At 74.0% G+C, this 26,048-nt stretch carries 7 protein-coding genes and 1 pseudogene; 4 read left to right on the top strand and 4 right to left on the bottom strand.

The features are described 5' to 3' along the window. Nucleotides 1-38 precede the first annotated feature (38 nt). On the top strand, nt 39-6,173 hold the full coding sequence (locus tag OIE49_RS30360; RefSeq protein WP_326805077.1) for a type I polyketide synthase: 6,135 nt from the start codon (nt 39-41) through the stop codon (nt 6,171-6,173). Between the two features lie 155 nt (nt 6,174-6,328). Further along, nucleotides 6,329-7,522, top strand: coding sequence for a cytochrome P450 (locus OIE49_RS30365; RefSeq protein ID WP_326805078.1), 1,194 nt, complete (start codon nt 6,329-6,331; stop codon nt 7,520-7,522). 99 nt (nt 7,523-7,621) lie between these two features. Here the strand turns inward: OIE49_RS30365 and OIE49_RS30370 are convergent, their stop codons facing one another. Genes OIE49_RS30370 through OIE49_RS30385 form a run of 4 tightly spaced genes read right to left on the bottom strand, consistent with a single transcriptional unit; the run spans nt 7,622 to nt 11,539 of the window. Further along, nucleotides 7,622-7,822 carry a ferredoxin gene (locus OIE49_RS30370; protein WP_376491618.1) on the bottom strand — a complete coding sequence of 67 codons (201 nt, stop codon included), beginning with the start codon at nt 7,820-7,822 and terminating at the stop codon, nt 7,622-7,624. Nucleotides 7,823-7,874: 52 nt separating this feature from the next. Next, nucleotides 7,875-9,074 (bottom strand): cytochrome P450, encoded by a 1,200-nt coding sequence (locus tag OIE49_RS30375; protein WP_326805079.1) that lies wholly within the window; start codon nt 9,072-9,074, stop codon nt 7,875-7,877. Continuing rightward, nucleotides 9,074-10,132, bottom strand: coding sequence for a DegT/DnrJ/EryC1/StrS family aminotransferase (locus OIE49_RS30380; protein ID WP_326805080.1), 1,059 nt, complete (start codon nt 10,130-10,132; stop codon nt 9,074-9,076). The genes OIE49_RS30375 and OIE49_RS30380 overlap by 1 nt, the downstream gene beginning before the upstream one ends. Nucleotides 10,133-10,147: 15 nt before the next feature. Continuing rightward, complete coding sequence (locus tag OIE49_RS30385; protein ID WP_326805081.1) at nt 10,148-11,539, bottom strand: glycosyltransferase; 1,392 nt, start codon at nt 11,537-11,539, stop codon at nt 10,148-10,150. Between the two features lie 380 nt (nt 11,540-11,919). On the opposite strand from OIE49_RS30385, the pseudogene OIE49_RS30390 reads away from it, so the two are divergent. Next, nucleotides 11,920-16,161, top strand: a pseudogene (locus OIE49_RS30390) (beta-ketoacyl synthase N-terminal-like domain-containing protein); the annotation flags it as partial. A 319-nt stretch (nt 16,162-16,480) separates the two neighbouring features. Next, entirely contained in the window at nt 16,481-26,044 is a 9,564-nt protein-coding gene (locus OIE49_RS30395; protein ID WP_326805082.1) for a type I polyketide synthase, read from the top strand. Nucleotides 26,045-26,048: the final 4 nt, after the last annotated feature.

Consider the following 26,048-nt stretch of genomic DNA (forward strand, 5'->3'; position numbering starts at 1 on the left):
CAACTACGCGAGAAACATCTGAGGAAGGTTCACGGACGATGCCGGACGAAAGCAAGCTCGTCGATTACCTGAAGTGGGTCACGGCGGATCTCCACCAGACCCGCAGGCGCCTCCAGGAAGCCGAGTCGGGCCGCCACGAGCCCGTGGCGATCGTCGGCATGGCGTGCCGCTTCCCGGGAGGCGTGCGTTCCCCGGAGGACCTCTGGGAGCTGCTCGCCGACGGCGGCGACGCCATCGGCGGGTTCCCGGCCGACCGCGGCTGGGACCTGGAGACGCTCGCCGGTGACGGAGAGGGCCGCAGCAGCACGCAGAAGGGAGGATTCCTGCACGACGTCGCCGACTTCGACCCCGGCTTCTTCGACATCTCGCCCCGCGAGGCGCTGGCCATGGACCCGCAGCAGCGGCTGCTCCTCGAAACCGCCTGGGAGGCCGTGGAGCGCGCCGGGATCGCCCCCGGCAGCCTGCGCGGCAGCCGCACCGGTGTCTTCGTCGGCACCAACTCGCAGGACTACGCCCACCTCGTCCTCGCCTCCGACGACGACATGGGCGGCTACGCGGGCAACGGCCTGGCCGCCAGCGTGATGTCCGGCCGGCTGTCCTTCGCGCTCGGCTTCGAAGGACCCGCCGTCACCCTCGACACCGCGTGCTCCTCGGCCCTGGTCGCCCTGCACCTGGCCGCCCAGTCCGTACGCTCCGGCGAGGCCGACCTCGCGCTGGCCGGCGGTGTCACCGTCATGACGACCTCGTCCAGCTTCGTCGGCTTCAGCCTCCAGGGCGGCCTCGCCGCGGACGGCCGCTGCAAGGCGTTCGCCGACTCCGCCGACGGCACCGGCTGGTCCGAGGGCGTCGGCATGATCCTCGTCGAGCGGCTCTCCGAGGCCCGGCGCAAGGGCCACCCGGTGCTCGCCGTGCTGCGCGGCTCCGCCGTGAACCAGGACGGCGCCTCCAACGGCCTCAGCGCCCCCAACGGGCCCGCCCAGCAGCGTGTCATCCGCGACGCGCTGGCCTCCGCCGGGCTCTCGCCCGCCGACGTCGACGCCGTCGAGGCGCACGGCACCGGCACCACCCTCGGCGACCCCATCGAGGCACAGGCCCTGCTCGCCACCTACGGCCAGGACCGTGACGCGAGCCGCCCGCTGCGCCTCGGCACGGTGAAGTCCAACATCGGCCACACCCAGGCCGCCGCCGGTGCCGCGGGCGTCATCAAGATGGTCCTGGCCCTGCGCCACGGGCTGCTGCCCCGCACCCTGCACGTCGACGCGCCCTCCACGCACGTCGACTGGGACGCCGGCCACGTCAGCCTGCTCACCGAGGCCACCCCCTGGCCCGAGGGCGAGCAGGTGCGCCGGGCCGGTGTGTCGTCCTTCGGCATCAGCGGCACCAACGCCCACGTCATCCTCGAAGAGGCCCCCGCGGCCGAGGAGGACAAGGACGCCGGGCCGCGACCCGAGCCCGTGGTCCCGCGCGCCGTGCCGTGGCCCGTGTCGGCCCGTACCGCCGCCGCCCTCGCCGCCCAGCTGGAGCGGGTACGGCCGCTCGCCGCGTCCGGCGCCGGCCCCGTCGCCGTCGGCCACGCGCTGGCCGCCACCCGCACCCCCTTCGAACACCGGGCCCTGCTCGTCGCCGCGGACGGCGGCCTCACCGAGGCCGCCCGCGGCACCGTCCCCTCCGGCGACCGCCCCGGCCTCGCCGTGCTGTTCTCCGGCCAGGGCGCCCAGCGTCTCGGCATGGGCCGTGAACTCCACGCCCGCTTCCCGGTGTTCGCAGCCGCCCTGGACGAGACCCTCGCCCTCCTCGACGAGCGCCTCGGCCACTCGCTGCGCGACGTCATGTGGGGCGACGACCCCGCGGCCCTCGACGACACCGGCCACACCCAGCCCGCCCTGTTCGCCGTCGAGGTCGCCCTCTACCGCCTGTTCGCCTCCTGGGGGGTGCGCCCCGAACGCCTCGCCGGACACTCCGTCGGTGAGATCGCCGCCGTGCACGTGGCCGGCGCGTTGTCCCTTCAGGACGCCTGCACGCTGGTCGCCGCCCGCGCCGGCCTCATGCGGGAGCTGCCGGCCGGCGGAGCCATGGTCGCGCTGCACGCCACCGAGGCCGAGGTGCGGCCGCTCCTTGACGAGCGGGTCTCGCTCGCCGCGGTCAACGGCCCCGAGTCCGTGGTGGTCTCCGGCGCCGAGGACGCCGTCCTCACCATCGCCGGGCACTTCCGTGAGCAGGGCCGGCGCACCACGCGGCTCTCCGTGAGCCACGCCTTCCACTCGCCGCTCGTCGACCCGATGCTCGACGCGTTCCGGGACGTCGTCGCCAAACTCACCTTCGGCGAGCCGTCGGTCCCCGTCGTCTCCACCCTCACCGGTAGCGTCGTCACCGCCGAGGAACTGGCCACGCCGCACTACTGGGTGTGCCACGCCCGGCAGGCCGTCCGCTTCGCCGACGCCGTGCGCACCCTCGTCGACGAGGGCGCGCGGACCTTCCTCGAACTCGGCCCCGGCGGCGTGCTGTCCGCGCTCGTCGGCGAGAACACGCAGGCCGCCGATATCGCCGACGTCACCGCCGTGCCCGCGCTGCGCAAGGACCAGCCGGAGGAGGCCGCCGCGCTCGGCGCGCTCGGCACCCTGTGGACCCGGGGCACCGGGGCCGACTGGGACGCCGTGTCCGAGGGCACCCTCCCCGCGCGTCCGGCCCCCGTCGACCTGCCGACGTACGCCTTCCAGCGCGACCGGTACTGGCCGAACGTGCGCGCCCGCTCCGGCGACCCCGCCGGCCTCGGCCTCGGTGCCGCCGCGCATCCGCTGCTCGGTGCCACCGTCGCCCTCGCCGACGCCGACGAGTCCGTCCTCACCGGACGCCTCTCGCCGCTGACCCACCCCTGGCTCGCCGAGCACCGCGTCGACGGCCGGATCACCGTCCCCGGCACCGCCTTCGTCGAGATCGCGGTCCGCGCGGGCGACGAGAACGGCACCCCGCGCCTGGACCGGCTCGACCTGCTCGCCCCGCTCACCCTCGGCGACCGCGACGCGGTCCTGCTCCAGGTGCGCGTCGGCCCCGCGGACGCCTCCGGCCACCGGACGCTCTCCGTGCACGCCCGCCCGGCGACCGCGGACGACGCCCCCTGGACCACGTACGCCCGTGGTGTCCTCGCCCCCGACGAGGGCGCCGAGCACGCCGAGGACACAGCCACGGACCTCGTGGAGTGGCCGCCCGCCGACGCCCGCCACGTCCCGCTCGAGGAGCTGGAGTCCGACGGGCGCACCCTCGGTCCGCTGTTCAGCGGCCTGACCGGGGCGTGGCGGACCGAGGGCGAGGTGTTCGCCGAGGTCGAGCTGCCAGCAGAACCCGACAGCGGCTTCGGACTGCACCCCGCGCTGCTGTCCACCGCCCTGCGCGCCGCCGCCGCCCTCGACGGCGCCGCGGTTCCCGAGCCGGCCGGCTTCGACGGGCTCACGCTGCTCGCGACCGGCGCCACCGCACTGCGCGTACGGCTGAGCACCACCGGACCCGACACGGTCGCCCTCACCGCCGCCGACACCGCGGGCAACCTCGTCCTGACCGTCGACACCGTGCGCCTGGGCACCCCGGACGGCACCGCCGGGACCCCGGCCGCCACCGGCCAGGGCGACCTGTTCGCAGTCAAGTGGGCGCCCGTCAAAGCCTCCGCCCGCGCCACCGGCACCCGCTGGGCCGTCGTCGGCTCCGACGAACTCGACCTCGGCTACGCCATGCACCGCGCCGACGAGACCGTCACCGCCTACGCGGAGTCCCTGGGCGACGCCATCGGCGACAGCGGAGTCGCGCCCGACGTGTTCCTGATCCCGCTGGCGGGGGGCCTCCCGGGGGACAAGGACTCCGGAGCGGACGGCGTGCACGCCCTCACCGCCCGCGTCCTCGGCCACCTTCAGGAGTGGCTGTCCGAGCCGCGGCTCGCGGGCACCCGCCTCGTCTTCGTCACCCGCCGCGCCGTCGCCCTCGACGACGAGGACGTACTCGACCCGGCCGGCGCGGCCGTCTGGGGCCTGGTCCGCTCCGCGCAGACCGAGAACCCCGGGAGCCTGCTGCTCGTCGACCTCGACGACACGTTCCTCTCCGCCGGCGTGCTGCCCGACATCCTGACGCTCGACGAGCAGCAGCTCGCGGTCCGCAACTACGAGGTGCGCGCCGCCCGCCTCGCCCGGCTGCCGCGCACGGCCGACGACGCCCCCGCCGCCGACTGGAACCCGGACGGCACCGTCCTGATCACCGGCGGCACCGGCGGTCTCGGAGCCGCGCTCGCCCGTCACCTGGTCACCGCCCGGGGCGCCCGGCACCTGCTGCTGGCCGGCCGCCGCGGCCAGCAGGCGCCCGGCGCGGCCGAACTGGTCGCCGAACTGACCGGCCTGGGAGCCCAGGTGACCGTCTCCGCCTGCGACGTCGGCGACCGCGACGCCGTCGACGCGCTCGTCGCGTCGGTGCCGGCCGAGCACCCGCTGACCGCCGTCGTGCACACCGCGGGTGTCCTGGACGACGCCCTGATCGGCTCGCTCACCCCGGAACGACTGGCCGGTGTGCTGCGTCCCAAGGCCGACGCGGCCCACCATCTGCACGAGGCGACCCTCGGCCAGGACCTCGCCGCGTTCGTGCTGTACTCGTCGATCTCCGGCGTCATCGGCGGCCCCGGCCAGGGCAACTACGCCGCCGCCAACGCCTCCCTCGACGCGCTCGCCCACCGGCGCAGGGCGGCCGGTCTGCCCGGCGTGTCCCTCGCCTGGGGACCCTGGGGCCGCGGCAGCGGCATGACCAGCCAGGTCAGCGACACCGACCTGGGGCGGATGGACCGCGGCGGCACCCCGCCGCTGAGCGTCGAGGACGGCCTCGCCCTGTTCGACGCCGCGCTCGCCCGGTCCGAGCCGGTGGTCGTGCCCACCCGGGTCAACGTCGCCGGACTCCAGGTCCAGCAGACGCTGCCCGCCCTCTGGCGCGACCTGGTGCCGCGCACCCGGCGCGCCGCCGCCGCGGACCGCTCGCCCAGGACCGTGCTCGACGGGCTGCGCGCGCTCGACACCGCCGGCCGGGAGAAGCTGCTCACCGAGCTGGTCGTCGGCTTCACCGCGGGCCTGCTCGGCCACGCCGACCCCTCCGCCGTCGACCCCGAGCGCGGCTTCCTGGAGCTGGGCTTCGACTCGCTGGTCTCGGTCAGCCTGCGCAACCAGCTCGGCGAGCTCCTCGGGCTTCGCCTGCCGACGTCGGTGGTCTTCGACAGCAAGACGCCGGTGAAGCTGGCCCGCCACCTCGACGAGGAGCTGGGCGACCTGTCCGCTGCCGGCCCGGCGTCCGCCGCCGCCGTCGCCGGCACCACGGTGCACCCCGACGACACGCTGGTCGGCCTGTTCCACAACGCGGTGCGCGACGGCAAGCTCGTCGAGGCGATGCGGATGCTGAAGGCGGTCGCCAACACCCGGCCCACCTTCGAGACGCCCGCGGACCTGGAGGAGCTGTCCGAGGGCGTCACCCTGGCCACCGGACCCGGCTCCCCGCGCCTGATCTTCGTCAGCGCGCCCGGCGCCACCGGCGGTGTCCACCAGTACGCGCGCATCGCCGCCCATTTCCGCGGCAGGCGCCATGTGTCGGCGATACCGCTGATGGGCTTCGCCCCCGGCGAGCTGCTGCCCGCCGACAGTGACGCGGCGGCCCGGATCGTCGCCGAGAGCGTCCTGATGGCGAGCGACGGCGAGCCGTTCGTGATGGTCGGCCACTCCACCGGTGGCTCCCTGGCCTATCTCGCGGCCGGTGTCCTGGAGGACACCTGGGGCGTGAAGCCGGAGGCGGTCATCCTGCTGGACACGGCGTCCATCCGGTACGACCCCTCGGAAGGCAACAACCTCGACCAGACGACCCGCTTCTACCTGGCCGACATCGACTCGCCGTCCGTGACGCTCAACAGCGCCCGGATGTCCGCGATGGCGCACTGGTTCATGCTGATGACGGACATCGAGGCGCCCGCCACGACCGCCCCCACCCTGCTCCTGCGTGCCGCGCAGGCCAGCAACGGCTTCATGCTCGACACCTCCGCGGTGCCGGCCGACGCCGTACGCGACATCGAGGCCGACCATCTGTCCCTGGCCATGGAGCACTCGGCGCTGACCGCCGAGGCCATCGAGAGCTGGCTCGCCGGACTTCCGGACGGCGACGCCTGATCCGGGCCCGGCCGGCGCACGGCAACCCGGCCGGGTCCTTGTCCCCCCACCACATCCGGGGCGCCGCCCTCCCACACGGCGCCGCCCCGGGTGCGACCGCGGACCCCGCAGTCGGGGACCCGCGCACACCCCCCCACATAAGGAGTAGCAGTTTCATGGGCAACCCCACACCGCCGCCCTGCTTAGAGGACGACGCCGCGCCCTCGGTGCTCCACCTCAGCCCGCTTCTGCGCGAGCTCCAGTCACGCGCTCCCGTCACGAGGATCACCACCCCGGCCGGTGACGAGGGCTGGCTGGTGACCCGGCACGCGGAGCTGAAGCAGTTGCTGCACGACGAGCGTCTGGCCCGCGCGCACGCCGACCCGGCCAACGCGCCCCGCTACGTCAAGAGCCCGCTGATGGACCTGCTCATCATGGGCGACGTAGAGGCGGCCCGCGCCGCGCACACCGAGCTGCGCACCCTGCTCACCCCGCAGTTCTCCGCCCGCCGGGTGCTGAACATGACGCCCATGGTGGACGCCGTCGCGGAGCAGCTCCTGACCGGCTTCGCGACCCAGGAGCGCCCCGCCGACCTGCGCGCCCACTTCTCGCTGCCGTACTCGCTGACCGTGCTGTGCGCCGTGATCGGCATCCCGGTGCAGGAGCAGGGCCGGCTGCTGGCGGTGCTGGCCGAGATGGCCACGCTCAACGACGCGGAGAGCGTCGCCAGGAGCCAGGCGGAGCTGTTCGGGCTGCTGGTCGAGCTGGCCGGCCGCAAGCGGGCCGAACCCGCGGACGACGTGATCTCCCGGCTGTGCCAGACGGTCCCGGAGGACGAGCGCATCGGCCCCATCGCCGCGAGCCTGCTCTTCGCCGGCCTCGACAGCGTCGCCACCCATGTCGACCTGGGCGTCGTGCTGTTCACGCAGTACCCGGACCAGTTACAGGCGGCACTCGCCGACGAGAAGCTGATGAAGAGCGCGGTCGAGGAGATCCTGCGGGCCGCGAAGGCCGGCGGCTCGGGTGCGGCGCTGCCGCGCTACGCCACCGACGACATCACCATCGGCGACATCACCATGCGCACCGGCGACCTGGTGCTGCTCGACTTCACGCTGGTCAACTTCGACGAGGCGGTCTTCGACGAGCCGGAGGTCTTCGACATCCGCCGCGCGCCCAACGAGCACCTGACGTTCGGGCACGGCATCTGGCACTGCATCGGGGCCCCGCTGGCCCGGACGATGCTGAAGACCGCCTACACGCGACTGTTCACCCGGCTGCCCGGTCTGAGGCTGGCCCGCCCGGTGGAGGAGCTCCAGGTGACGTCGGGCCAGCTCAACGGCGGCCTCACCGAACTCCCCGTCACCTGGTGACACCCGGCCCCCCGAGACCGGCGGCGGCCCCCACTGCCTGACGAGTGGGGGCCGCCGCCTTTTCCGTACTCGGGCCGTACTCGGGCCGTACGAGAGGACCTAGTCCTCCACGACCGTGATCGCCATCGAGGGGCAGACCACGGCGGCCTCGCGGACCGCGTCCAGCGTCTCCGGGTCCGACGGCTGTACGAGGACGGTCACCAGGCCGTCGTCGTCCTGGTCGAACACGTCCGACACGGCCAGCACGCACTGTCCGGCACCGACGCAGCGATCGGTGTCCACGTTGACGCGCACCATCATTCCTCCAGGGTCGTTCCACCGGGCCGGCCGCCGCAGCGGACCGGCCCGTCGCTCAGCTCCAGGTGACGGGCAGCTCGTGCAGACCGAACAGCACGCCGTCGTACTTCAGGGACAACTCCTCGACCGGCACGCCCAGTTCGAGGGTCGGGATGCGCTCGAACAGGGTGCGGTAGGCGATCTCCATCTCCATCCGCACCAGGTTCTGCCCGAGACACTGGTGGACGCCGTACCCGAAGGCCACGTGCGAGCGCGCGGAGCGCTCCGGGTCGAACTCGTCGGGCCTGTCGAAGACCGAACCGTCGTGGTTGGCCGCGGCGAGCAGCGGCACGATGCCCTCACCGGCCCGGATCAGCTGGCCGCCGATCTCCACGTCCTCCACCGCCACCCGGAAGGACACCAGGTCGGCGACCGAGTAGTAGCGCAGCATCTCCTCCACGATGCGGTCGTCGCCGATCCACTTCGGGTTGGTCAGCAGCTGGACGACGCCGAGGCCGATGTTGTTCGCCGTGGTCTCGTGCCCCGCGATGAGCAGGAGCATCGACACCCCGGACAGCTCCTGCCGGGACATGGTGCCGGCCTGGATCAGCCGGCTGATCAGGTCCTCGCCGGGGCGGCGGGTCTTGATCTGGATGAGCCGCGTCAGATAGCGCAGCAGTGCCTTGGAGGCCTCGTCGCGTTCCTCGTCGGTGGAGGAGAGGGTCACCAGGACCCTCGTCTTCGCCTCGAAGAAGTCCCGGTCCGCCTTGGGTACTCCGAGCAGGTCGGAGATGACCAGCGACGGCACGGACAGCGCGAAGTCCGCGATCAGGTCGGCCGAGTTGCCCGCGGCGAGCATCGCGTCGATCCGCTCGTCCACGATCTGCTGGATCGCCGGACGCAGCTCCCGCACCTTGCGCACGGTGAACTCCGGGATCAGCGTCTTGCGGAACCGGTCGTGCTCCGGGGGATCCAGTGCCACGAACCAGCCCGGGATCTCCGACTGCGACGGGGCGCCGCCGGTGCGCCTGGCCCTCGGGAAGCCGGGGTGGGAGGGATCCGCGCTGATCCGGGAGTCCGTCAGCACGGCCCGCACGTCCTGGTGCCGGGTCACCAGCCACAACGGGCCGCTGGCGGGCAGTTCGGAGCGGACCAGGCCCTCGCCCGCCCGGTAGTCGGCGTACTCCGGCGGCGGGAACGGACGTCCCGGCTGCCGCAGCGGGAAGGCGACGGGGCAGCCCGGAGCGTACGTCGTCGTCTCCGTGTCGGCCGTCATCACTTGGCTCCGTAGAAGTCGCGAATCCGGTCGGTGATGAACTCCTGGTCCTGCGCGGTCAGTCCGGTGTGCGTCGGCAGGTAGAACCCGTCCTCGCTGAGCCGGGAGGCGTTCAGCGACGGCCAGTCGGCGTCGTAGTAGCCCGGCTGACGGCTCATCGGCTTGAAGAACACCCGGGTCTCGATGCCCTGGTCGGCCAGGTACGCGCACAGCTCCTCGCGCCGCTCGGCCCGCAGGTCGTACATCCACAGCACATCGCGGGCCGGCATCAGCGTGATGCCGGGCACGTCCCGCAGCGCCTCGTCGTAGCGCTTCTCGATGTCGCGGCGGGTCGCGAGGATGGTGTCGAGCTGCTCGGTCTGCGCGAGCGCCACCGCGGCCTGCATGTTCGTCATGCGGTAGTTGTAGGCCAGCTTCTTGTGCAGGAAGCTGTGGTCCTTGGTGAACGCCATCGCCCGCAGATGCGCCATCTGTTCGGCCAGATGGGCGTCCCTGGTCAGGCACACGCCGCCCTCGCCCGCTGTGATGATCTTGTTGGCGAAGAGGGAGAAGCAGGCGATGTCGCCCACCGGCCGCACCCCGTGCGCCTCCGCCGAGTCCTCGACCACCCGCAGGTTGTACTCGTACGCCAGGTTGATGATGGCGTCCATGTCGCACTGCCGGCCGTAGATGTGCACCGGCATGATCACCTTGGTGCGCGAGGTGATCTTCTCCTCGATGCGGGAGACGTCGATGTTGAGGTCGTCGCCGCAGTCCACGAACACCGGAGTGGCCCCCGTGTAGGTGACCGCCCACGCGGAGGCGATCATCGTGAACTCCGGGACGATCACCTCGTCGCCGGGGCCGACGCCCAGCGCGCGCAGAGCCAGCGTCAGCGCGGTGGTGCCCGAGGAACAGGCGACACCGTGCGGCATGTCGTTGTAGGCGGCGAACGCCTCCTCGAACTGCCGGACGTAGGGGCCCTGCGACGAGATCCAGCCGCCGCTGACGGCCTCCGTCACATACTCGAGTTCGCGGCCCTTCAGCCACGGCATGGAGACCGGATACGTATAGGACATGCTTGACTTCCTCGGTCAGTCGTTTGCCAGGACGGGGAGGCCGAGCAGCAGGTCCGCGGCGGCGGTACGGCCACCCGCGTCCTTCAGCAACCCGGCGTAGTACTCGGCGCGTTCGGTGAAGGACGGCTCGTCGAGCACGCGGGTGATCTTGTCGAGGACGTCGTCCGTGTCCACGGTCTCGGGGTGGTCGACGGACAGGCTCACGCCGAAGTCCTGGCCGCGCACCGCCTGGTCGTCGCAGTCCACCCACAACGGCCGTACCACCAGCGGCTTTCCGAAGTACAGGCCCTCGTGGTAGCCGTTGCCCCCGGCGTGCGTGAAGAACACCTTGACGTTCGGGTGCGCCAGCACGTCCAGTTGTGAGGGCACCCAGTTCTCGATCCGCAGGTTCGCGGGCAGCTCCCCGGCCGGGGGCAGCAGGTGCTGCTGCTCGCGCGGCAGCTTCCACAGCACCTGGTGGCCCTCGCCCTCGAGCCGGCGGGCCACCTCCACCAGCGAGGCGACCTGCTCCCGGGTGAGGCGGGTGATGGTGCCGAAGCCCATGAAGACCACGGACTTCTGCTCCGTCAGCCAGTCCGACAGCCCGTCGTCGTCCGGCGCCTGCGGCAGCGGCGGCACCAGCGTGCCCACCAGCCGCACCTTCTCGTGCATCGGGAACGGGTAGTCCAGCTCGGGCACCGAGTAGCACAGCACCTGCTCGGCGTGGTCGATGCGCGCCATCATCTGCCGCGCCTCGGGGGAGATGCCCAGCTCGCCGCGGATGCGGTTGTCCTTCTCGACGACCTCCCGTATCTCCTTCGTCATGAACATCCCGAGCGTGCGCACCCGGAACAGCTCGTTCTCCACCCGCTGGGCCATCGTCATCCTCCCGGGCAGGCCCGAGTGCGGCACCGGGAACCCGGACGGCGTGTACGACTTGGCGAACGGCACGTGCGAGGTCAGCACATTGCTCGGCAGGAACGGCACCCCGAGCACGAACGGAATCTTCTTGGTGATCGCCAGCTCGTACCCGAACTGGCACATGCTCTCGATCACCATCAGGGCGGGCTGGACCTCCTCGACGATCTTCTCCAGCGCCCGGTACTTCTCCACCCGGGTCTCGGGTGCGAAGGAGTGCCGGATGACCGCGCGGTGCGCCTTGAAGCGGGACCGCTGCGTCACCTCGGCATAGGTGTCGTCGTCCCAGGTGACCGCCGACATCTGCGACACGGTGTCGCCGAGCGAGGCGAACCGCAGCGGACTGTCGACCGAGGACGACTCGATCTGGTCCCGCGCCTTCTCGTCCGTGGCGAACCACAGATCCTCCACACCGCGCCGGGACAATTCCTCGGCCAGTACGAGCAGCGGATTGAGAAGACCGCTTTCGGCATAACTGACGAACAGGATCGGCCGCCTGTGCGCGCCCATGGACAACACCCTCCGGAAAGTGGCGGACCACGCGGGCCCGCACGCCTCGCGCCCACCCACCGAATGTCGCCGGATGATCGCATTCGCCGACGCCGCCGCCTGTCGCGCACGCCGTCAGCAGGACACCGCCGACCCCGCCGCGCGGCGCACCGTGCCGCGCGGGAGAAGCGTGCCGCTGACTTCTTCTCACGTCAGGGTCCGGGGAATCCCTAGTCTTCGCCCCGGAGCGGGGGTTTTCGTGCCGTCGGGGCGCGGGCGGGCTCCGAACGGAGAGATTCCTTTAGGGAAAAGTACAGCCTTTGCGCCTCTACGATCCGGCAGGCAGAGGTGGCAGAGGTGTCCACAGGACCGACTTTTTCCGCAGGGGTGAGCGAGGCATGACGATCGGAGCCGACGAGGACCCGGTAGTTGTCGTCGGAATGGCCTGCCGCTTTCCGGGCGGCGTCGAAGGGCCCGAGGACCTGTGGGAGCTGGTCCGCTCCGGCCGCGACGCCACCGGGCCGTTCCCCGGTGACCGCGGCTGGGACCTGGCCGCCCTGACCGGCGACGGGCCCGGCCACAGCGTGACCCACCGAGGCGGATTCCTCGCCGCGGCCGCCGACTTCGACGCCGGCTTCTTCGGGATGTCGCCCCGCGAGGCCGTCTCCACCGACCCGCAGCAGCGGCTCGTCCTGGAGACCTCCTGGGAGGCCCTGGAACACGCCGGCATCGACCCGCACACCCTGCGGGGCACCCGCACGGGCGTCTTCGTCGGCACGGGCGGCCAGGACTACGCGACCGTCACCAACGCCTCCTCCGAGGACCTCGCCGGACACGCCCTCACCGGCCTGTCGCCGAGCATCGCCTCCGGGCGGCTCGCCTACTTCCTCGGCCTCGAAGGACCCGCCGTCACCCTCGACACGGCGTCCTCCTCGTCCCTGGTCGCCCTCCACTACGCGCTGCGCTCGCTGCGGTCGGGGGAGTGCGCCACCGCCCTGGCCGGCGGCGTCACCGTGATGTCCACGCCGGTCGGGTTCGTCGCCTACACCCGGCAGGGCGGTCTCGCCGCCGACGGCCGCTGCAAGGTCTTCTCCGACGACGCCGACGGCACCACCTGGGCGGAGGGCGCCGGCATGGTCGTGCTGGAGCGCCTGTCCACCGCCCGCGCCGCCGGGCACCGGGTGTTCGCCGTGCTGCGCGGCTCCGCCGTCAACCAGGACGGCGCCTCCGACGGTCTCACCGCCCCCAGCGGACCGGCCCAGGAACGCGTCGTCCGCGAGGCCCTCGCCGACGCCGGGCTCTCTCCCGCCGACGTCGACCTCGTCGAGGCGCACGGCACCGGCACCCGGCTCGGCGACCCCGTCGAGGCCCGGTCCCTGATCGCCACCTACGGCCAGGACCGCGACGGCGGACAGCCGCTGCGCCTGGGCTCCCTGAAGTCGAACATCGGGCACGCGCAGGCCGCCGCCGGCATCGGCGGACTCATCAAGGCCGTCCAGGCGATGCGCCACGGCCTGATGCCGCGGACCCTCAACGTCTCCGCCCCCACCCGGCACGTCGACTGGTCGGCCGGCGCCGTCGAACTCCTCACCGAGGCCCGGCCCTGGCCCGCCACCGCCCGCCCGCGCCGGGCCGCGGTCTCCTCCTTCGGCATCAGCGGCACCAACGCCCACGTCATCGTGGAGGAAGCCCCGACGACCGAGCCGACGTCCGGTGCCACCGCCGGGCCCGACGGACGCCACACCACCTCCGCCGCCGCGTCCGTCGAGCGGCCCGCTGCCCCGGCCGGGGAGCCCGCCGACGCCTCCGCCGTCGCGGGGTCTGCCCACCGGGGCGCGGCCTTCGCCGCCGAGTCCGCCGGGGGGCCTGCTGCCCCGGCGGCCGAGTCCGCCGGGCAACCCGCTGCCCCCGCAGCGGAGTCCGCCGACACCCCCGCCGCTGCCGCTGTTGCCGCCGGGTCCGCCGACCGTCCCATCGCCCGCGCCGGGGAGCCCGCCGACACCTCCGCCGCCGGGTCCGCCCACCGCGGCGCGGCCTCTGCCGCCGCGTCCGCCGGGCGGCCTGCTGCCTCCGCCGGGACGCCCGCCGCCACCTCCGCCGCCGCCGCCGGGTCCGGCGCCCCCGCCGCCGAGCGCGCCGCTCGACTCGCCGCCCCCGCCGCCGTCGTGCCCTCGGCGGGCGCCGTGGTGTGGCCGGTGTCCGCGGCCTCTCCGCAGGCGCTCGACGCGCAGATCGAGCGGCTCACCTCCTTCGTCCGTGTCCACCCCGGGCTCGATCCGCTGGACGTCGGTCACTCGCTGGCCACGGGCCGGGCCGCGCTGCGGCACCGTGCGGTACTGACGCCGTCCGGTGACGGCGTCGTGGAGCGCGCCCGCGGTGAGGCCGGCCCCCGCACCACCGCCGTCCTGTTCTCGGGACAGGGGTCCCAGCGGCTCGGCATGGGCCGTGAACTCGCCGCCCGCTTCCCGGTGTTCGCCGAGGCCCTGGAGACCGTCCTGGCCGCCCTGGACCCCGAGCTGGAGCGCCCGGTGCGGTCGGTGATGTGGGGCGAGGACCCCGCCGAACTCGACCGCACGGGGTGGACCCAGCCCGCGCTGTTCGCCTTCGAGGTCGCCCTCCACCGGCTCGCCGAGTCCTTCGGGCTGCGCCCCGGCGCCGTCGGCGGCCACTCCGTCGGCGAGATCGCCGCCGCGCACGTCGCCGGAGTGTTCTCGCTGGAGGACGCCGCCCGCCTGGTCGCCGCCCGTGCCACCCTGATGCAGGCGCTGCCGTCCGGCGGCGCCATGTCCGCCATCGAGGCGACCGAGGACGAGGTGCTGCCGCTGCTCGGCGACGACGTCTCGCTCGCCGCCGTCAACGGCCCCACCTCGGTCGTCGTCTCCGGCGCCGAGGACGCCGTGCTGCGGGTCGCCGCCCACTTCGCCGCCCAGGGCCGCCGCACCAGCCGCCTCGCGGTCTCGCACGCCTTCCACTCGCCGCTGATGGAGCCGATGCTCGACGCCTTCCGGGACGTCGCCGCCGAGCTCACCTTCCACGAGCCGACCCTGCCGGTCGTCTCCAACCTCACCGGCGAACTGGCCGGCGCCGAGATCGCCACCCCCGACTACTGGGTGCGGCACGTGCGCGGCACCGTCCGCTTCGCCGACGGCGTGACCGCCCTGCGCGAGCACGGCACCGACCTGCTGGTCGAGCTCGGGCCCGGCAGCGTCCTCACCGCCCTCGCCCGCGCCGTCCTCGGCCCGGACACCCAGGTGGAGGCCGTACCCACCCTCCGCAAGGACCAGCCCGAGGAGACGTCCCTCACCGCCGCGCTCGGCCGGCTCCATGTCCTCGGCGTGCCCGTCGACTGGTCCGCCCTCTACACCGGCACCGGAGCCCGCGGCGTCGACCTGCCGACGTACGCCTTCCAGCGCGCCCGGCACTGGCCCGCCCCGGCCAGGCCCGGCGCCACCGCCCCCGCGGGCGGCGGCCACCCGCTGCTCGGCCCGGCCGTCGAACTCGCCGACGGCGGCACGGTGTCGGGTGCGACGCTCTCCGTCGCCACCCACCCCTGGCTCGCCGACCACGCCGTCGCCGGACGCGTCCTGCTGCCCGCCGCGGTGCTCGTGGAACTCGCCGTCCGCGCGGGCGACGACACCGGCTGCGACGTCCTGCACGAACTCGCCCTGGTCGAGGCGCCCGTCCTGCGCGACGGCGACACCCTGAACCTCCAGGTCCGGGTCGGCCCCGCCGACGAAACCGGCCGGCGCACCGTCACCGTCCACTCCCGTCCCGGCGGCACCACCACCGAGCCCTGGACCCTGCGGGCCGGCGGCTTCCTCGGCACCGAGCCCGGCACCGACGCCGCCCCCGACACCTCCTACGCGACCGCCTGGCCCCCGCCGGGCGCCGAACCCCTCGACCTCGACGACCACTACGAGCGGCTCGTCGACGACGGCCTCGACCTCGGCCCCGCACTCCGCGGCCTGCGCGCCGCCTGGCGCCACGACGGCGCCGTCCTCGCCGAGGTGGAACTCCCGGCCGGCACCACCGACGACCCCGGCGCCTACGGAGTGCACCCCGCGCTCCTCGACGCCGCCCGGCACGCCGTCCTCACCACGACCGGCACCCTCCCCGTCGCCTGGCACGGAGTCCGGCTGCACGCCGTCGGCGCCACCGCCCTGCGGGTGCGGATACGCACCGCCGACGACGGCACCCTGACCCTGACCGCCGCCGACGTCACCGGCGCCCCGGTGCTCACCGCCGACGCCGTCCTCGTACGGCAGCTCACCGAGAAGGAGCGCACCGCCCCCCGGCCGCCCACGCGCTCCCGTGTCCAGGACACCGCCGCGCCGCGCCGCACCCGGCCCGTCGCGGCGGCACCCGGCGCCGCCCCCGCCGAACCCGCCCCGGCGCCCGACACCTTCGCCGCCGAACTGGCGGCCCTCGCCCCGGCCGAGCGTGAACGCCGGCTCGTCGGCCTGGTGCGCGCCCAGGCGGCGGCGGTCCTCGGCCACCCCGGACCGGACGCGGTCGGACCCCGCTCGGTCTTCAAGGAACTCGGCTTCGACTCGCTGGCCGGCGTGGAACTCGGCGACCGCCTCACCGCGCTGACCGGACTGCGGCTGCCGGCCACCCTCGTCTTCAACTTCCCCACCCCCGAACTCGCCGCCCGGCGCATCGGGGAACTCCTCGTCGCATCCGCCTCCCCGCCGCAGGGATCGTGCGACGACGAACTCACCAGGTTCGAGGCCGTCGTGCGGACCCTGCCGGACGACGACCCCGACCGCCAGGCCGTCGCCGACCGCCTGGACGCACTCGCCGCCTCGCTCCGCCGGGACTCCGCCCCGCGGGAGAACTTCTCCGACGAGGACCTCGAATCGGTGTCGGTCGACAGGCTGCTCGACATCATCGATGAAGAGTTCGAAACCACATAGCGGATTTGCAGCTTTCGTTCGCGACCCGATGACGAGGACGGACCCGATGCCGGAACCCGAGCAGAACCAGCAGGAAAAAGTTGTCGACTACCTTCGCCGGGTCACCAACGATCTGCGGCGCGCCCGCCGCCGTATAGGCGAGTTGGAATCCCGCGACACCGAGCCCGTCGCGATCGTCGGAATGAGCTGCCGGCTGCCCGGCGGAGTGAGCTCGCCGGAATCCCTGTGGGACCTCGTGGAATCCGGCGGCGACGCCATTTCCGGATTTCCCGCCGACCGCGGCTGGGACATCGAGGCGCTCACTGGAAAGGGAGAGGGAAGCAGCTCCACGCACGAGGGCGGATTCCTCTACGAGGCCACCGACTTCGACGCCGGTTTCTTCGGCATATCGCCGCGCGAGGCGACCGCCATGGACCCGCAGCAGCGCCTGCTGCTCGAAGTCTCCTGGGAGGCCCTGGAGCGGTCCGGCATCGCCCCCACCTCCCTGCGCGGCAGCTCGACCGGCGTGTTCGTGGGCTCCTACCACTGGGGCGCCCCCTCCGCCGACACCGCCGCCGAACTCCACGGCCACGCCCTGACCGGCACCGCCGCCAGCGTGCTGTCCGGCCGTCTCTCCTACGTCTACGGTCTCGAGGGCCCGGCGGTCACCGTCGACACCGCCTGCTCGTCCTCCCTCGTCGCCCTGCACATGGCGGCCCAGTCGCTGCGCCGAGGGGAGTCCTCGCTCGCCGTCGTCGGCGGCGTCACCATCCTCGCCGAGCCCTCCGTCTTCGTGGAGTTCAGCGCCCAGGGCGGCCTGGCCCCCGACGGCCGCTGCAAGGCGTTCTCCGACGAGGCCGACGGCACCGGCTGGGGCGAGGGCGTCGGCGTCCTCGTCGTCGAACGGCTCTCCGACGCCGTCCGCAACGGCCACCGCGTGCTCGCCGTGCTGCGCGGCTCCGCCGTCAACCAGGACGGCGCCTCCAACGGCCTGACCGCCCCGAGCGGCCGCGCCCAGGAACAGGTCATCCGCCAGGCCCTGAGCAACTCCGGCCTCACCGGTGCCGACGTCGACGTCGTCGAGGCGCACGGCACCGGCACCCGGCTGGGCGACCCCATCGAGGCAGGGGCCCTGCTCGCCACCTACGGCCAGGAGCACGACCCCGAACAGCCCCTGTGGCTGGGCTCACTGAAGTCCAACATCGGCCACACCCAGGCCGCCGCGGGCGTCGCAGGCGTCATCAAGATGGTCATGGCGCTGCGCCACGGCGTACTGCCCGCGACCCTGCACGCCGCGTCGCCCTCCACCCACGTCGACTGGGAGTCGGGCCACGTCCGCCTCCTGGACGAGACCGCCGCCTGGCCGGAGACCGGCCGTCCGCGCCGGGCCGCGGTGTCCTCGTTCGGCATCAGCGGCACCAACGCCCACGCCGTCCTGGAGCAGGCCCCCGTGCCCGCCGAGGACGCCGGGGCCGAGGAAGCCCCGCGGCAGCCCGCCGTCGTGCCGGCTGCCCTGCCGTGGCCGCTCTCCGCCCACTCCGGGCAGGCGCTTCGCGACCAGGCCGCCGCCCTCGTCACCCGCCTCGACGCCGACACCGAGCCGCGCCCCCAGGACGTCGGCCACAGCCTGCTCACCTCCCGGGCCCTGCTGGAGCGCCGGGCCGTCGTCGTCGCGTCCGGCCGGGACGACCTGCTCACCGGCAGCCGCGCGCTGGCCGAGGGCCAGTCCTGGAGCGGACTCGTCGAGGGCGCCGCCGACGTCGACGGTCGTACCGTCTTCGTGTTCCCCGGTCAGGGTTCGCAGTGGGTGGGCATGGGTGCCCAGCTCCTGGACGAGTCGCCGGTGTTCGCGGAGCGGATCGCCGAGTGCGCCGCCGCGCTGGCCGAGTTCACCGACTGGAACCTCGTCGACGTGCTGCGGGGCGTGGAGGGCGCTCCGACGCTGGAGCGCGTCGATGTGGTTCAGCCCGTGTCGTTCGCGGTGATGGTGTCGCTGGCCGCGGTGTGGCGTGCGCAGGGTGTGGAGCCGGACGCGGTGGTGGGTCACTCGCAGGGTGAGATCGCCGCCGCCGTGGTGTCCGGTGCGCTGTCGTTGCGTGACGGTGCGCGGGTGGTGGCGCTGCGCAGCCAGGCCATCGGGCGCAGCCTCGCCGGCCGGGGCGGGATGATGTCGGTGGCGCTGCCCGTCGCGGATGTGGAGGCCCGTCTCGAGGCGTTCGGCGGGCGGGTGTCCGTCGCCGCCGAGAACGGCCCCCGCTCCTGCGTGGTCTCCGGCGAACCCGGCGCCCTGGACGAGCTGTCCGACCTGCTCACCGCCGAGGACGTGCGCGTGCGCCGCGTCCCCGTGGACTACGCCTCGCACTCCCACCACGTCGAGGACCTGCACGACGAGATCCTTCAGCTGCTGGCCGAGGTGGAGCCGTCCGCGCCGCGGATCCCGCTGTTCTCCACGGTCACCGGCGACTGGCTCGAGACCACCGTCATGGACGCCGGCTACTGGTACCGCAGCCTGCGCGGACGGGTCCTGTTCGCGGACGCCGTGCGCGGCCTGATCGCCGCCGAGCACCGCGCCTTCATCGAGGTCAGCTCCCACCCCGTCCTCGCCATGTCCGTCCAGGACATGCTCGACGACGCCCAAGTGGCGGGCGTGGCCTCCGGCACCCTGCGCCGCGACAACGGCGGCCTCGACCGCTTCCTGCTGTCCGCCGCCCAGGTGTTCGTCCGCGGCGTCCACGTCGACTGGGCCCCGCTGTTCGAGGGCACCGGCGCGACCCGCGTCGACCTGCCCACGTACGCCTTCCAGCACGAGCGCTACTGGATCAGCCGTGCCGTCGTGGACCGTTCGGCCACCGCGCCGATGGACGCCGAGTTCTGGGCGGCCGTCGAGCAGGCGGACGTCTCCGCCCTCACCGATGCGCTCGGCACGGACGAGCAGTCCGTCGCCGCGATCCTTCCCGGCCTCGCCTCCTGGCGCCGCACCCGCGGCGAGCGCTCCACCGTCGACTCCTGGCGCTACCGGGTCACCTGGGAGCCGCTGGCCCAGATCCCCCGCGCCACCCTCGACGGCACCTGGCTGCTGGTGTCCGCCGACGGCGTCGACGACACCGACGTCGCCGCAGCGCTGGAGACGGGTGGTGCCCAGGTGCGCCGCCTCGTCCTCGACGAGACCTGCACCGACCCCGCCGTCCTGCGTGAGCGCCTCACGGACACGGACGGCCTGACCGGCATCGTCTCCGTACTCGCCGACGCCGAACAGGACTCCGCCCGCCACCCCGGACTGACCCTCGGGCTCGCGCTGTCCGTGTCGCTGGCGCAGGCCCTCGGCGAGGCCGGCGTCACCGCCCCGCTGTGGTTCCTGACCCGCGGCGCCTTCTCCACCGGCCCGTCCGACACCGTCAACCGGCCGCTGCAGAGCCAGGTCGCCGGTCTCGGCTGGACCGTCGCCGTCGAGCACCCCCGCCGCTGGGGCGGCGTCGTCGACCTGCCCGAGACGCTCGACGCCCGTGCCGCACAGCGGCTCGCTGCCGCACTCGCCGGGGCGCTCGGCGACGACGACCAGCTCGCCGTCCGTCCCGCAGGCGTGCTCGCCCGCCGCATCGTCCGTGCGAGCGGCGACACCCGCCGCAAGGCCCGCTCCTGGAAGCCGCGCGGCACCACCCTGGTCACCGGCGGCTCCGGCACCCTCGCCCCCGGACTCGCCCGCCACCTGTCCGCCCACGGCGCCGAGCACCTCGTGCTGCTCAGCCGCCGCGGCGCGGACGCGCCCGGCGCGGCCGAACTCGCCGCCGAACTTCGAGCGGCGGGCACCGAGACGCAGTTCGTGGCCTGCGACATCACCGACCGCGACGCCGTCGCCGCCCTCCTGGACGGACTGAAGGCCGAGGGCCGCACCGTCCGCACGGTCGTGCACACCGCCGCCGTCATCGAGCTGTCCGCCCTCGCCGACACCACCGTCGACGCGTTCGCCGAGGTCGTGCACGCCAAGGTCAGCGGCGCCCGGATCCTCGACGAACTCCTCGACGACGAGGAGCTGGACGACTTCGTCCTGTACTCCTCCACCGCCGGCATGTGGGGCAGCGGCGCGCACGCCGCCTACGTCGCGGGCAACGCCTACCTGTCCGCGCTCGCCGAACAGCGCCGCGCCCGCGGCGCCCGCGCCACCTCCATCCACTGGGGCAAGTGGCCCGACGACCTCGAACGCGAGCTGGCCGACCCGCACCAGATCCGCCGCAGCGGCCTCGAGTACCTCGACCCCGAGCTGGCGCTGACCGCCCTCCAGCGCGTCATGGAGGACGACGAGACCGTCATCGGCCTCATGGACATCGACTGGGGCACGTACTTCGACGTCTTCACCGCGGGACGCCCCTCGCACCTGTTCGACCGGATCCCCGAGGTCGCGCGGCTGCTGGCCGACCGGGCCGCGCCCGCCGTCACGGCCACCGCGAGCAGCGGCCTGGCCGCCCGCCTGCAGGGCGTGTCCGCCGCCGAGCAGGACCGGATCGTGCTCGCCCTGGTCCGCGAGGAGACCGCCGCCGTCCTCGGCCACGCCTCCGCCGACACCGTCCCGGAGCGCCGCGCCTTCCGCGACATCGGCTTCGACTCGGTGACCGCCGTCGACCTGCGCAACCGCCTTGTCGCCGCGTCCGGGCTCACCCTGCCGTCCACCATGGTCTTCGACCACCCCAACGCCGTCGCGCTCGCCGCGTTCCTCAAGGCCACCGCGCTCGGCATCACCGGCACGGCCGGCGACCGGCCCGCCGCCGCGGTCACCGCCGGCGACGACGACCCGATCGCCATCGTCGGCATGAGCTGCCGCTTCCCCGGCGGCGCGAACACCCCGGAGGAGCTGCTGCGGCTCGCCCTCGACGGCGCCGACGTCATCTCCGAGTTCCCCGCCGAACGCGGCTGGGACGCCCACGGCCTGTACGACCCGGACCCCGACCGGCAGGGCCGCACCTACTCCGTGCACGGCGGGTTCCTCCACGAGGCGGCCGGCTTCGACCCCGGTTTCTTCGGCATCTCGCCCCGCGAGGCGCTCGCCATGGACCCGCAGCAGCGGCTGCTCCTGGAGACCTCCTGGGAAGCCCTGGAGCGGGCCGGCATCGACCCCGAGTCGCTGCGCTCCACCGCCACCGGCGCCTTCTTCGGCGCCAGCTACCAGGACTACTCCAGCAGCGTCCAGAACGGCACCGAGGGCACCGAGGTGCACATGATGACCGGCACCGCGGCCAGCGTGCTGTCCGGCCGTGTCTCCTACCTGCTCGGCCTGGAGGGCCCCGCGGTCACCGTCGACACCGCCTGCTCCTCCTCCCTGGTCGCGATGCACCTGGCCTGCCAGTCCCTGCGCAGCGGCGAGAGCAGCCTCGCCCTGGCCGGCGGCGCCGCCATCATGGCCACCCCGCACGCGTTCGTCGGCTTCAGCCGGCAGCGCGCGCTGGCCGGGAACGGCCGCTGCAAGCCGTTCGCCGAGGCCGCCGACGGCATGACCCTCGCCGAGGGCGTCGGCGTCGTCCTGCTGGAGAAGCTCTCCGACGCCCGCCGCAACGGCCACGAGGTCCTCGCCGTCATCCGCGGCTCCGCCATCAACCAGGACGGCGCCTCCAACGGCCTCACCGCCCCCAACGGCGTCTCCCAGCAGCGCGTCATCCGCCAGGCCCTCGCCAACGCCGGACTCGGGGCCGCCGACGTCGACGTGGTCGAGGCACACGGCACCGGCACCAAGCTCGGCGACCCCATCGAGGCCGGCGCCCTGCTCGCCACCTACGGCCAGGGCCGCGACGGCGGACAGCCGCTGCTGCTCGGCTCGGTGAAGTCCAACATCGGCCACACCCAGGCCGCCGCGGGCGCCGCCGGCGTCATCAAGATGGTGATGGCCATGCAGGCGGGCGAACTGCCCGGCACCCTGCACATCGACGAGCCCTCCAGCCACGTCGACTGGACCTCGGGCGCCGTCACCCTGCTGCGCGAGCGCACCGCCTGGCCGGCCGCCGAGGACCGCCCGCGCCGGGCCGGTGTCTCCTCCTTCGGCATCAGTGGCACCAACGCCCACCTCCTCCTGGAGCAGGCGCCGCCCGCCGAGGAGCCCGCCGCACAGCCCGTCGAGGAGCCCGCCCAGGACGCTCCGCTCGTCCCCTGGCTGCTGTCCGCCAAGTCCGCGCAGGCGCTGCGCGAGCAGGCGTCCCGGCTGCTGACCTCGACGGCCGGCGCCACCGCCGCGGCCGCCCGCGTCGGACACGCCCTGGCCACCACCCGGTCCACCTTCGACCACCGCGCCGTCGTCCTCGGCAGCCGGCCCGAGGACTTCGCCCGCGGCCTGGAGGCCGTGGTGTCCTCCGTGTCCGCCCCCGGCGTCGTCACCGGCACCGCGGGACCGGACTCCGCCGGACCCGTCTTCGTCTACCCGGGCCAGGGCTCCCAGTGGTGGGGCATGGGCCGCGAACTCCTCGCCACCTCCGAGGTGTTCCGCACCGCAGTCGACGACTGCGCCGCCGCGCTCGCCCCGTACACCGACTGGTCCCTGCACGAGGTGCTGGCCGGTGAGGGCGACCCGGAGCTGCTCGAGCGCGTGGACGTGGTCCAGCCCGCCCTGTTCTCGATGATGGTCGCCCTCACCGCGCTGTGGCGGGCGCACGGCGTCGAACCGGCCGCCGTCGTCGGCCACTCGCAGGGCGAGATCGCCGCCGCCTGCGTCGCCGGGGCGCTCAGCCTGGAGGACGCCGCCCTCGTCGTCGCGCTGCGCAGCCAGGCCCTGCCCCAGCTGTCCGGGCTCGGCGGCATGATGTCCGTCTCCGCGCCCGCCGAACGCGTCACCGAGCTCCTCCAGCCGTGGGGCGAGGCGCTGTCCATCGCCGCCGTCAACGGCCCCTCCTCGGTGATCGTCTCCGGCGACGCCGACGCCCTCGACGAACTCCTCGAAACCTGCCGCGAGCAGAACGTACGGGCCCGCAAGGTGTCCGTGGACTACGCCTCGCACGGCCGGCACGTCGAGGCCGTGCGCGACGAACTCGCCCGCGTCCTCGCCCCCGTCAGCCCCCGCACCCCCGAGGTGCCGTTCTACTCGACCGTCACCGGCGCCCGGCTCGACGAGGCGGCCTTCGACGGCTCCTACTGGTACACCAACCTGCGGCAGACGGTGCTGATGGAGGACGCCACCCGCGCCCTCGTCGCCGCCGGACACCGCGTGTTCGTGGAGATCAGCCCGCACCCGGTGCTGGCCGCCCCGATCCAGGAGACGCAGGAGAGCCTCGCCGAGGACGCGGTGGAGGTGGCCGAGACCGCCGCCGTCCTCGGCACGCTGCGCCGCGACGACGGCGACCGCCGCCGGTTCCTCACCTCGCTCGCCGAGGCGCACACCCACGGCATCGCCGTCGACTGGACCACCGTTTTCGACCGCCCCGCGTACGCGCCGGTCGACCTGCCCACCTACCCCTTCCAGCGGCAGGACTTCTGGCCCGAGCCGAAGGCCGCCGCCGCGGGCACCGCCGACGCCTCCGACGCCGCGTTCTGGGAACTGGTCGAGAGCCAGGACCTCGCCGCGCTCGCCGGTGAACTCGGCATCCCCGCCGACGACGGCGCCTCCCGGCTCGGCGACGTGCTGCCCGCGCTGTCCGCCTGGCGCACCCGCTCCCTCACCCGCTCACGTGTGGACGCCCTGCGCTACCACGTCGAGTGGAACCGCGTCGCCGAACCCGGCACCTCCCGGCCCGCCGGCCGGCTCCTTGCGGTGATCTCACCGGACCACGCGGGCGCCCCCTGGGTCGCCGCCGTCCTCGACGCGCTCGGCCCGGACACCGTCCGGTTCGAGGCCAAGGGCACCGACCGGGCCGCCTGGGCCGCGCAGCTCGCCCAGCTCCGCGAGGACGAGGGGGAGTTCCACGCCGTGGTCTCCCTGCTCGCCGCAGCCGAAGCACTCCACACCGACTTCGGATCCGTGCCGCTCGGCCTCGCCCAGACCCTCGCCCTCGTCCAGGCCCTCGGCGACGCGGAGCTCACCGCGCCCCTGTGGTGCCTGACCCGGGGCGGTGTCGCCGCCGGCCGCGGCGACGTCCTCAGCAGCCCCGTGCAGGGCGCGCTGTGGGGCCTCGGCCGCGTCATCGGCCTCGAACACCCCGACCGGTGGGGCGGTCTCGTCGACCTGCCGGAGACGGTCGACTCCCGGGCCGCCGCCCGGCTCACCGGACTGCTCGCCGACGCGGGCGGCGAGGACCAGCTCGCGATCCGCGGGTCGGGCGTGCTCGCCCGCCGCCTCGCCCACGCCGCCCCGGCCGTACCCGGCTCCGGGAAGCGCCCGCCGGTCCGCGGCTCCGTCCTCGTCACCGGCGGCACCGGCGGCATCGGCGGCCGGGTCGCCCGCCGCCTCGCCGAGCAGGGCGCCGAACACCTGGTGCTGACCAGCAGGCGCGGCGCCGACGCCCCGGGAGCGGCCGAACTCCGCGCCGAACTGCAGCAGTTGGGCGTCCGGGTGACCATCGCCGCGTGCGACGCCGCCGACCGGGACGCGCTCGCCGCGCTCCTGGCGGGCCTGCCCGAGGACGCGCCGCTCACCGCTGTCTTCCACTCCGCCGGTGTCGCCCACGGCGACGCCCCGGTCGCCGACCTGACCATCGACCAGCTCGACGCGCTGATGCGCGCCAAGCTGACCGCCGCCGGGCACCTGCACGAGCTGACCGCCGGCCTCGACCTGGACGCGTTCGTCATGTTCTCGTCCGGCGCCGCGGTCTGGGGCAGCGGCGGCCAGCCCGGTTACGCCGCGGCCAACGCCTACCTAGACGCCCTCGCCGAGCACCGCAGGTCCCTCGGCCTGACCGCCGCGTCGGTGGCCTGGGGCACCTGGGGCGAGGTCGGCATGGCGACCGACCCCGAGGTCCACGACCGGCTCGTCCGCCAGGGCGTCCTGGCCATGGAGCCGGAACACGCGCTGGGCGCGCTCGACCAGATGCTCGAGAACGACGACACCGCGGCCGCCGTCACCCTGATGGACTGGGAGCTGTTCGCGCCCGCCTTCACCGCGAACCGCCCCAGCGCCCTGCTGAGCACCGTCCCGGAAGCCGTGTCTGCCCTCACCGACGAGGGCCCGGCCGCCGCCGACGGCTCCGGCGCGGCCGTGCCGCCGCTGCGTGCCCGCCTGGACGGGCTGCCCACCGCCGAACGCGGCCGGGCCCTCGTCGAAGCCGTCCGCGCCGAGGCGTCCGCGACCCTCGGCCACGACAGCCCCGACGCGGTGCCCGCCTCGCGAGCCTTCCGCGACGTCGGCTTCGACTCCGTCACCGCGGTCGAACTGCGCAACCGGCTCCGCTCCGCCCTCGGGCTGCCGCTGCCGGCCGCCCTCGTCTTCGACTACCCGAATCCCACGGCCCTCGCCCAGCACATCGGTTCGCTGCTCTACGGCACCGCACCCGATGACGCGGACACCGGCCGCGCGGACGACCCCGACGCCCGCATCCGTGAGGCCCTCGCCACCGTCCCGATCGGACGGCTGCGCAAGGCGGGCCTCCTCGACATGGTGCTGAAACTCGCCGAGTCCGACGACGTTGAGGACAGCGCCCCCGCCGACGACGACACGGCGGACTCCCTCGACGACATGGACGCCGAAGAGCTGCTGCGGCTGGCCGCCCAGAACTCGGCGAACTGAAAGA

Source organism: Streptomyces sp. NBC_01788 (genome assembly GCF_035917575.1).
Classification (GTDB): Bacteria; Actinomycetota; Actinomycetes; order Streptomycetales; family Streptomycetaceae; genus Streptomyces.

Excerpts from the sequence above, each read along its gene's own strand:
- OIE49_RS30360 (WP_326805077.1), top strand. The coding sequence starts at position 39 with ATGCCGGACGAAAGCAAGCTCGTCGATTACCTGAAGTGGGTCACGGCG.
- OIE49_RS30365 (WP_326805078.1), top strand. The coding sequence starts at position 6,329 with ATGGGCAACCCCACACCGCCGCCCTGCTTAGAGGACGACGCCGCGCCC.
- OIE49_RS30370 (WP_376491618.1), bottom strand. The coding sequence starts at position 7,822 with ATGATGGTGCGCGTCAACGTGGACACCGATCGCTGCGTCGGTGCCGGA.
- OIE49_RS30375 (WP_326805079.1), bottom strand. The coding sequence starts at position 9,074 with ATGACGGCCGACACGGAGACGACGACGTACGCTCCGGGCTGCCCCGTC.
- OIE49_RS30380 (WP_326805080.1), bottom strand. The coding sequence starts at position 10,132 with ATGTCCTATACGTATCCGGTCTCCATGCCGTGGCTGAAGGGCCGCGAA.
- OIE49_RS30385 (WP_326805081.1), bottom strand. The coding sequence starts at position 11,539 with ATGGGCGCGCACAGGCGGCCGATCCTGTTCGTCAGTTATGCCGAAAGC.
- OIE49_RS30395 (WP_326805082.1), top strand. The coding sequence starts at position 16,481 with ATGCCGGAACCCGAGCAGAACCAGCAGGAAAAAGTTGTCGACTACCTT.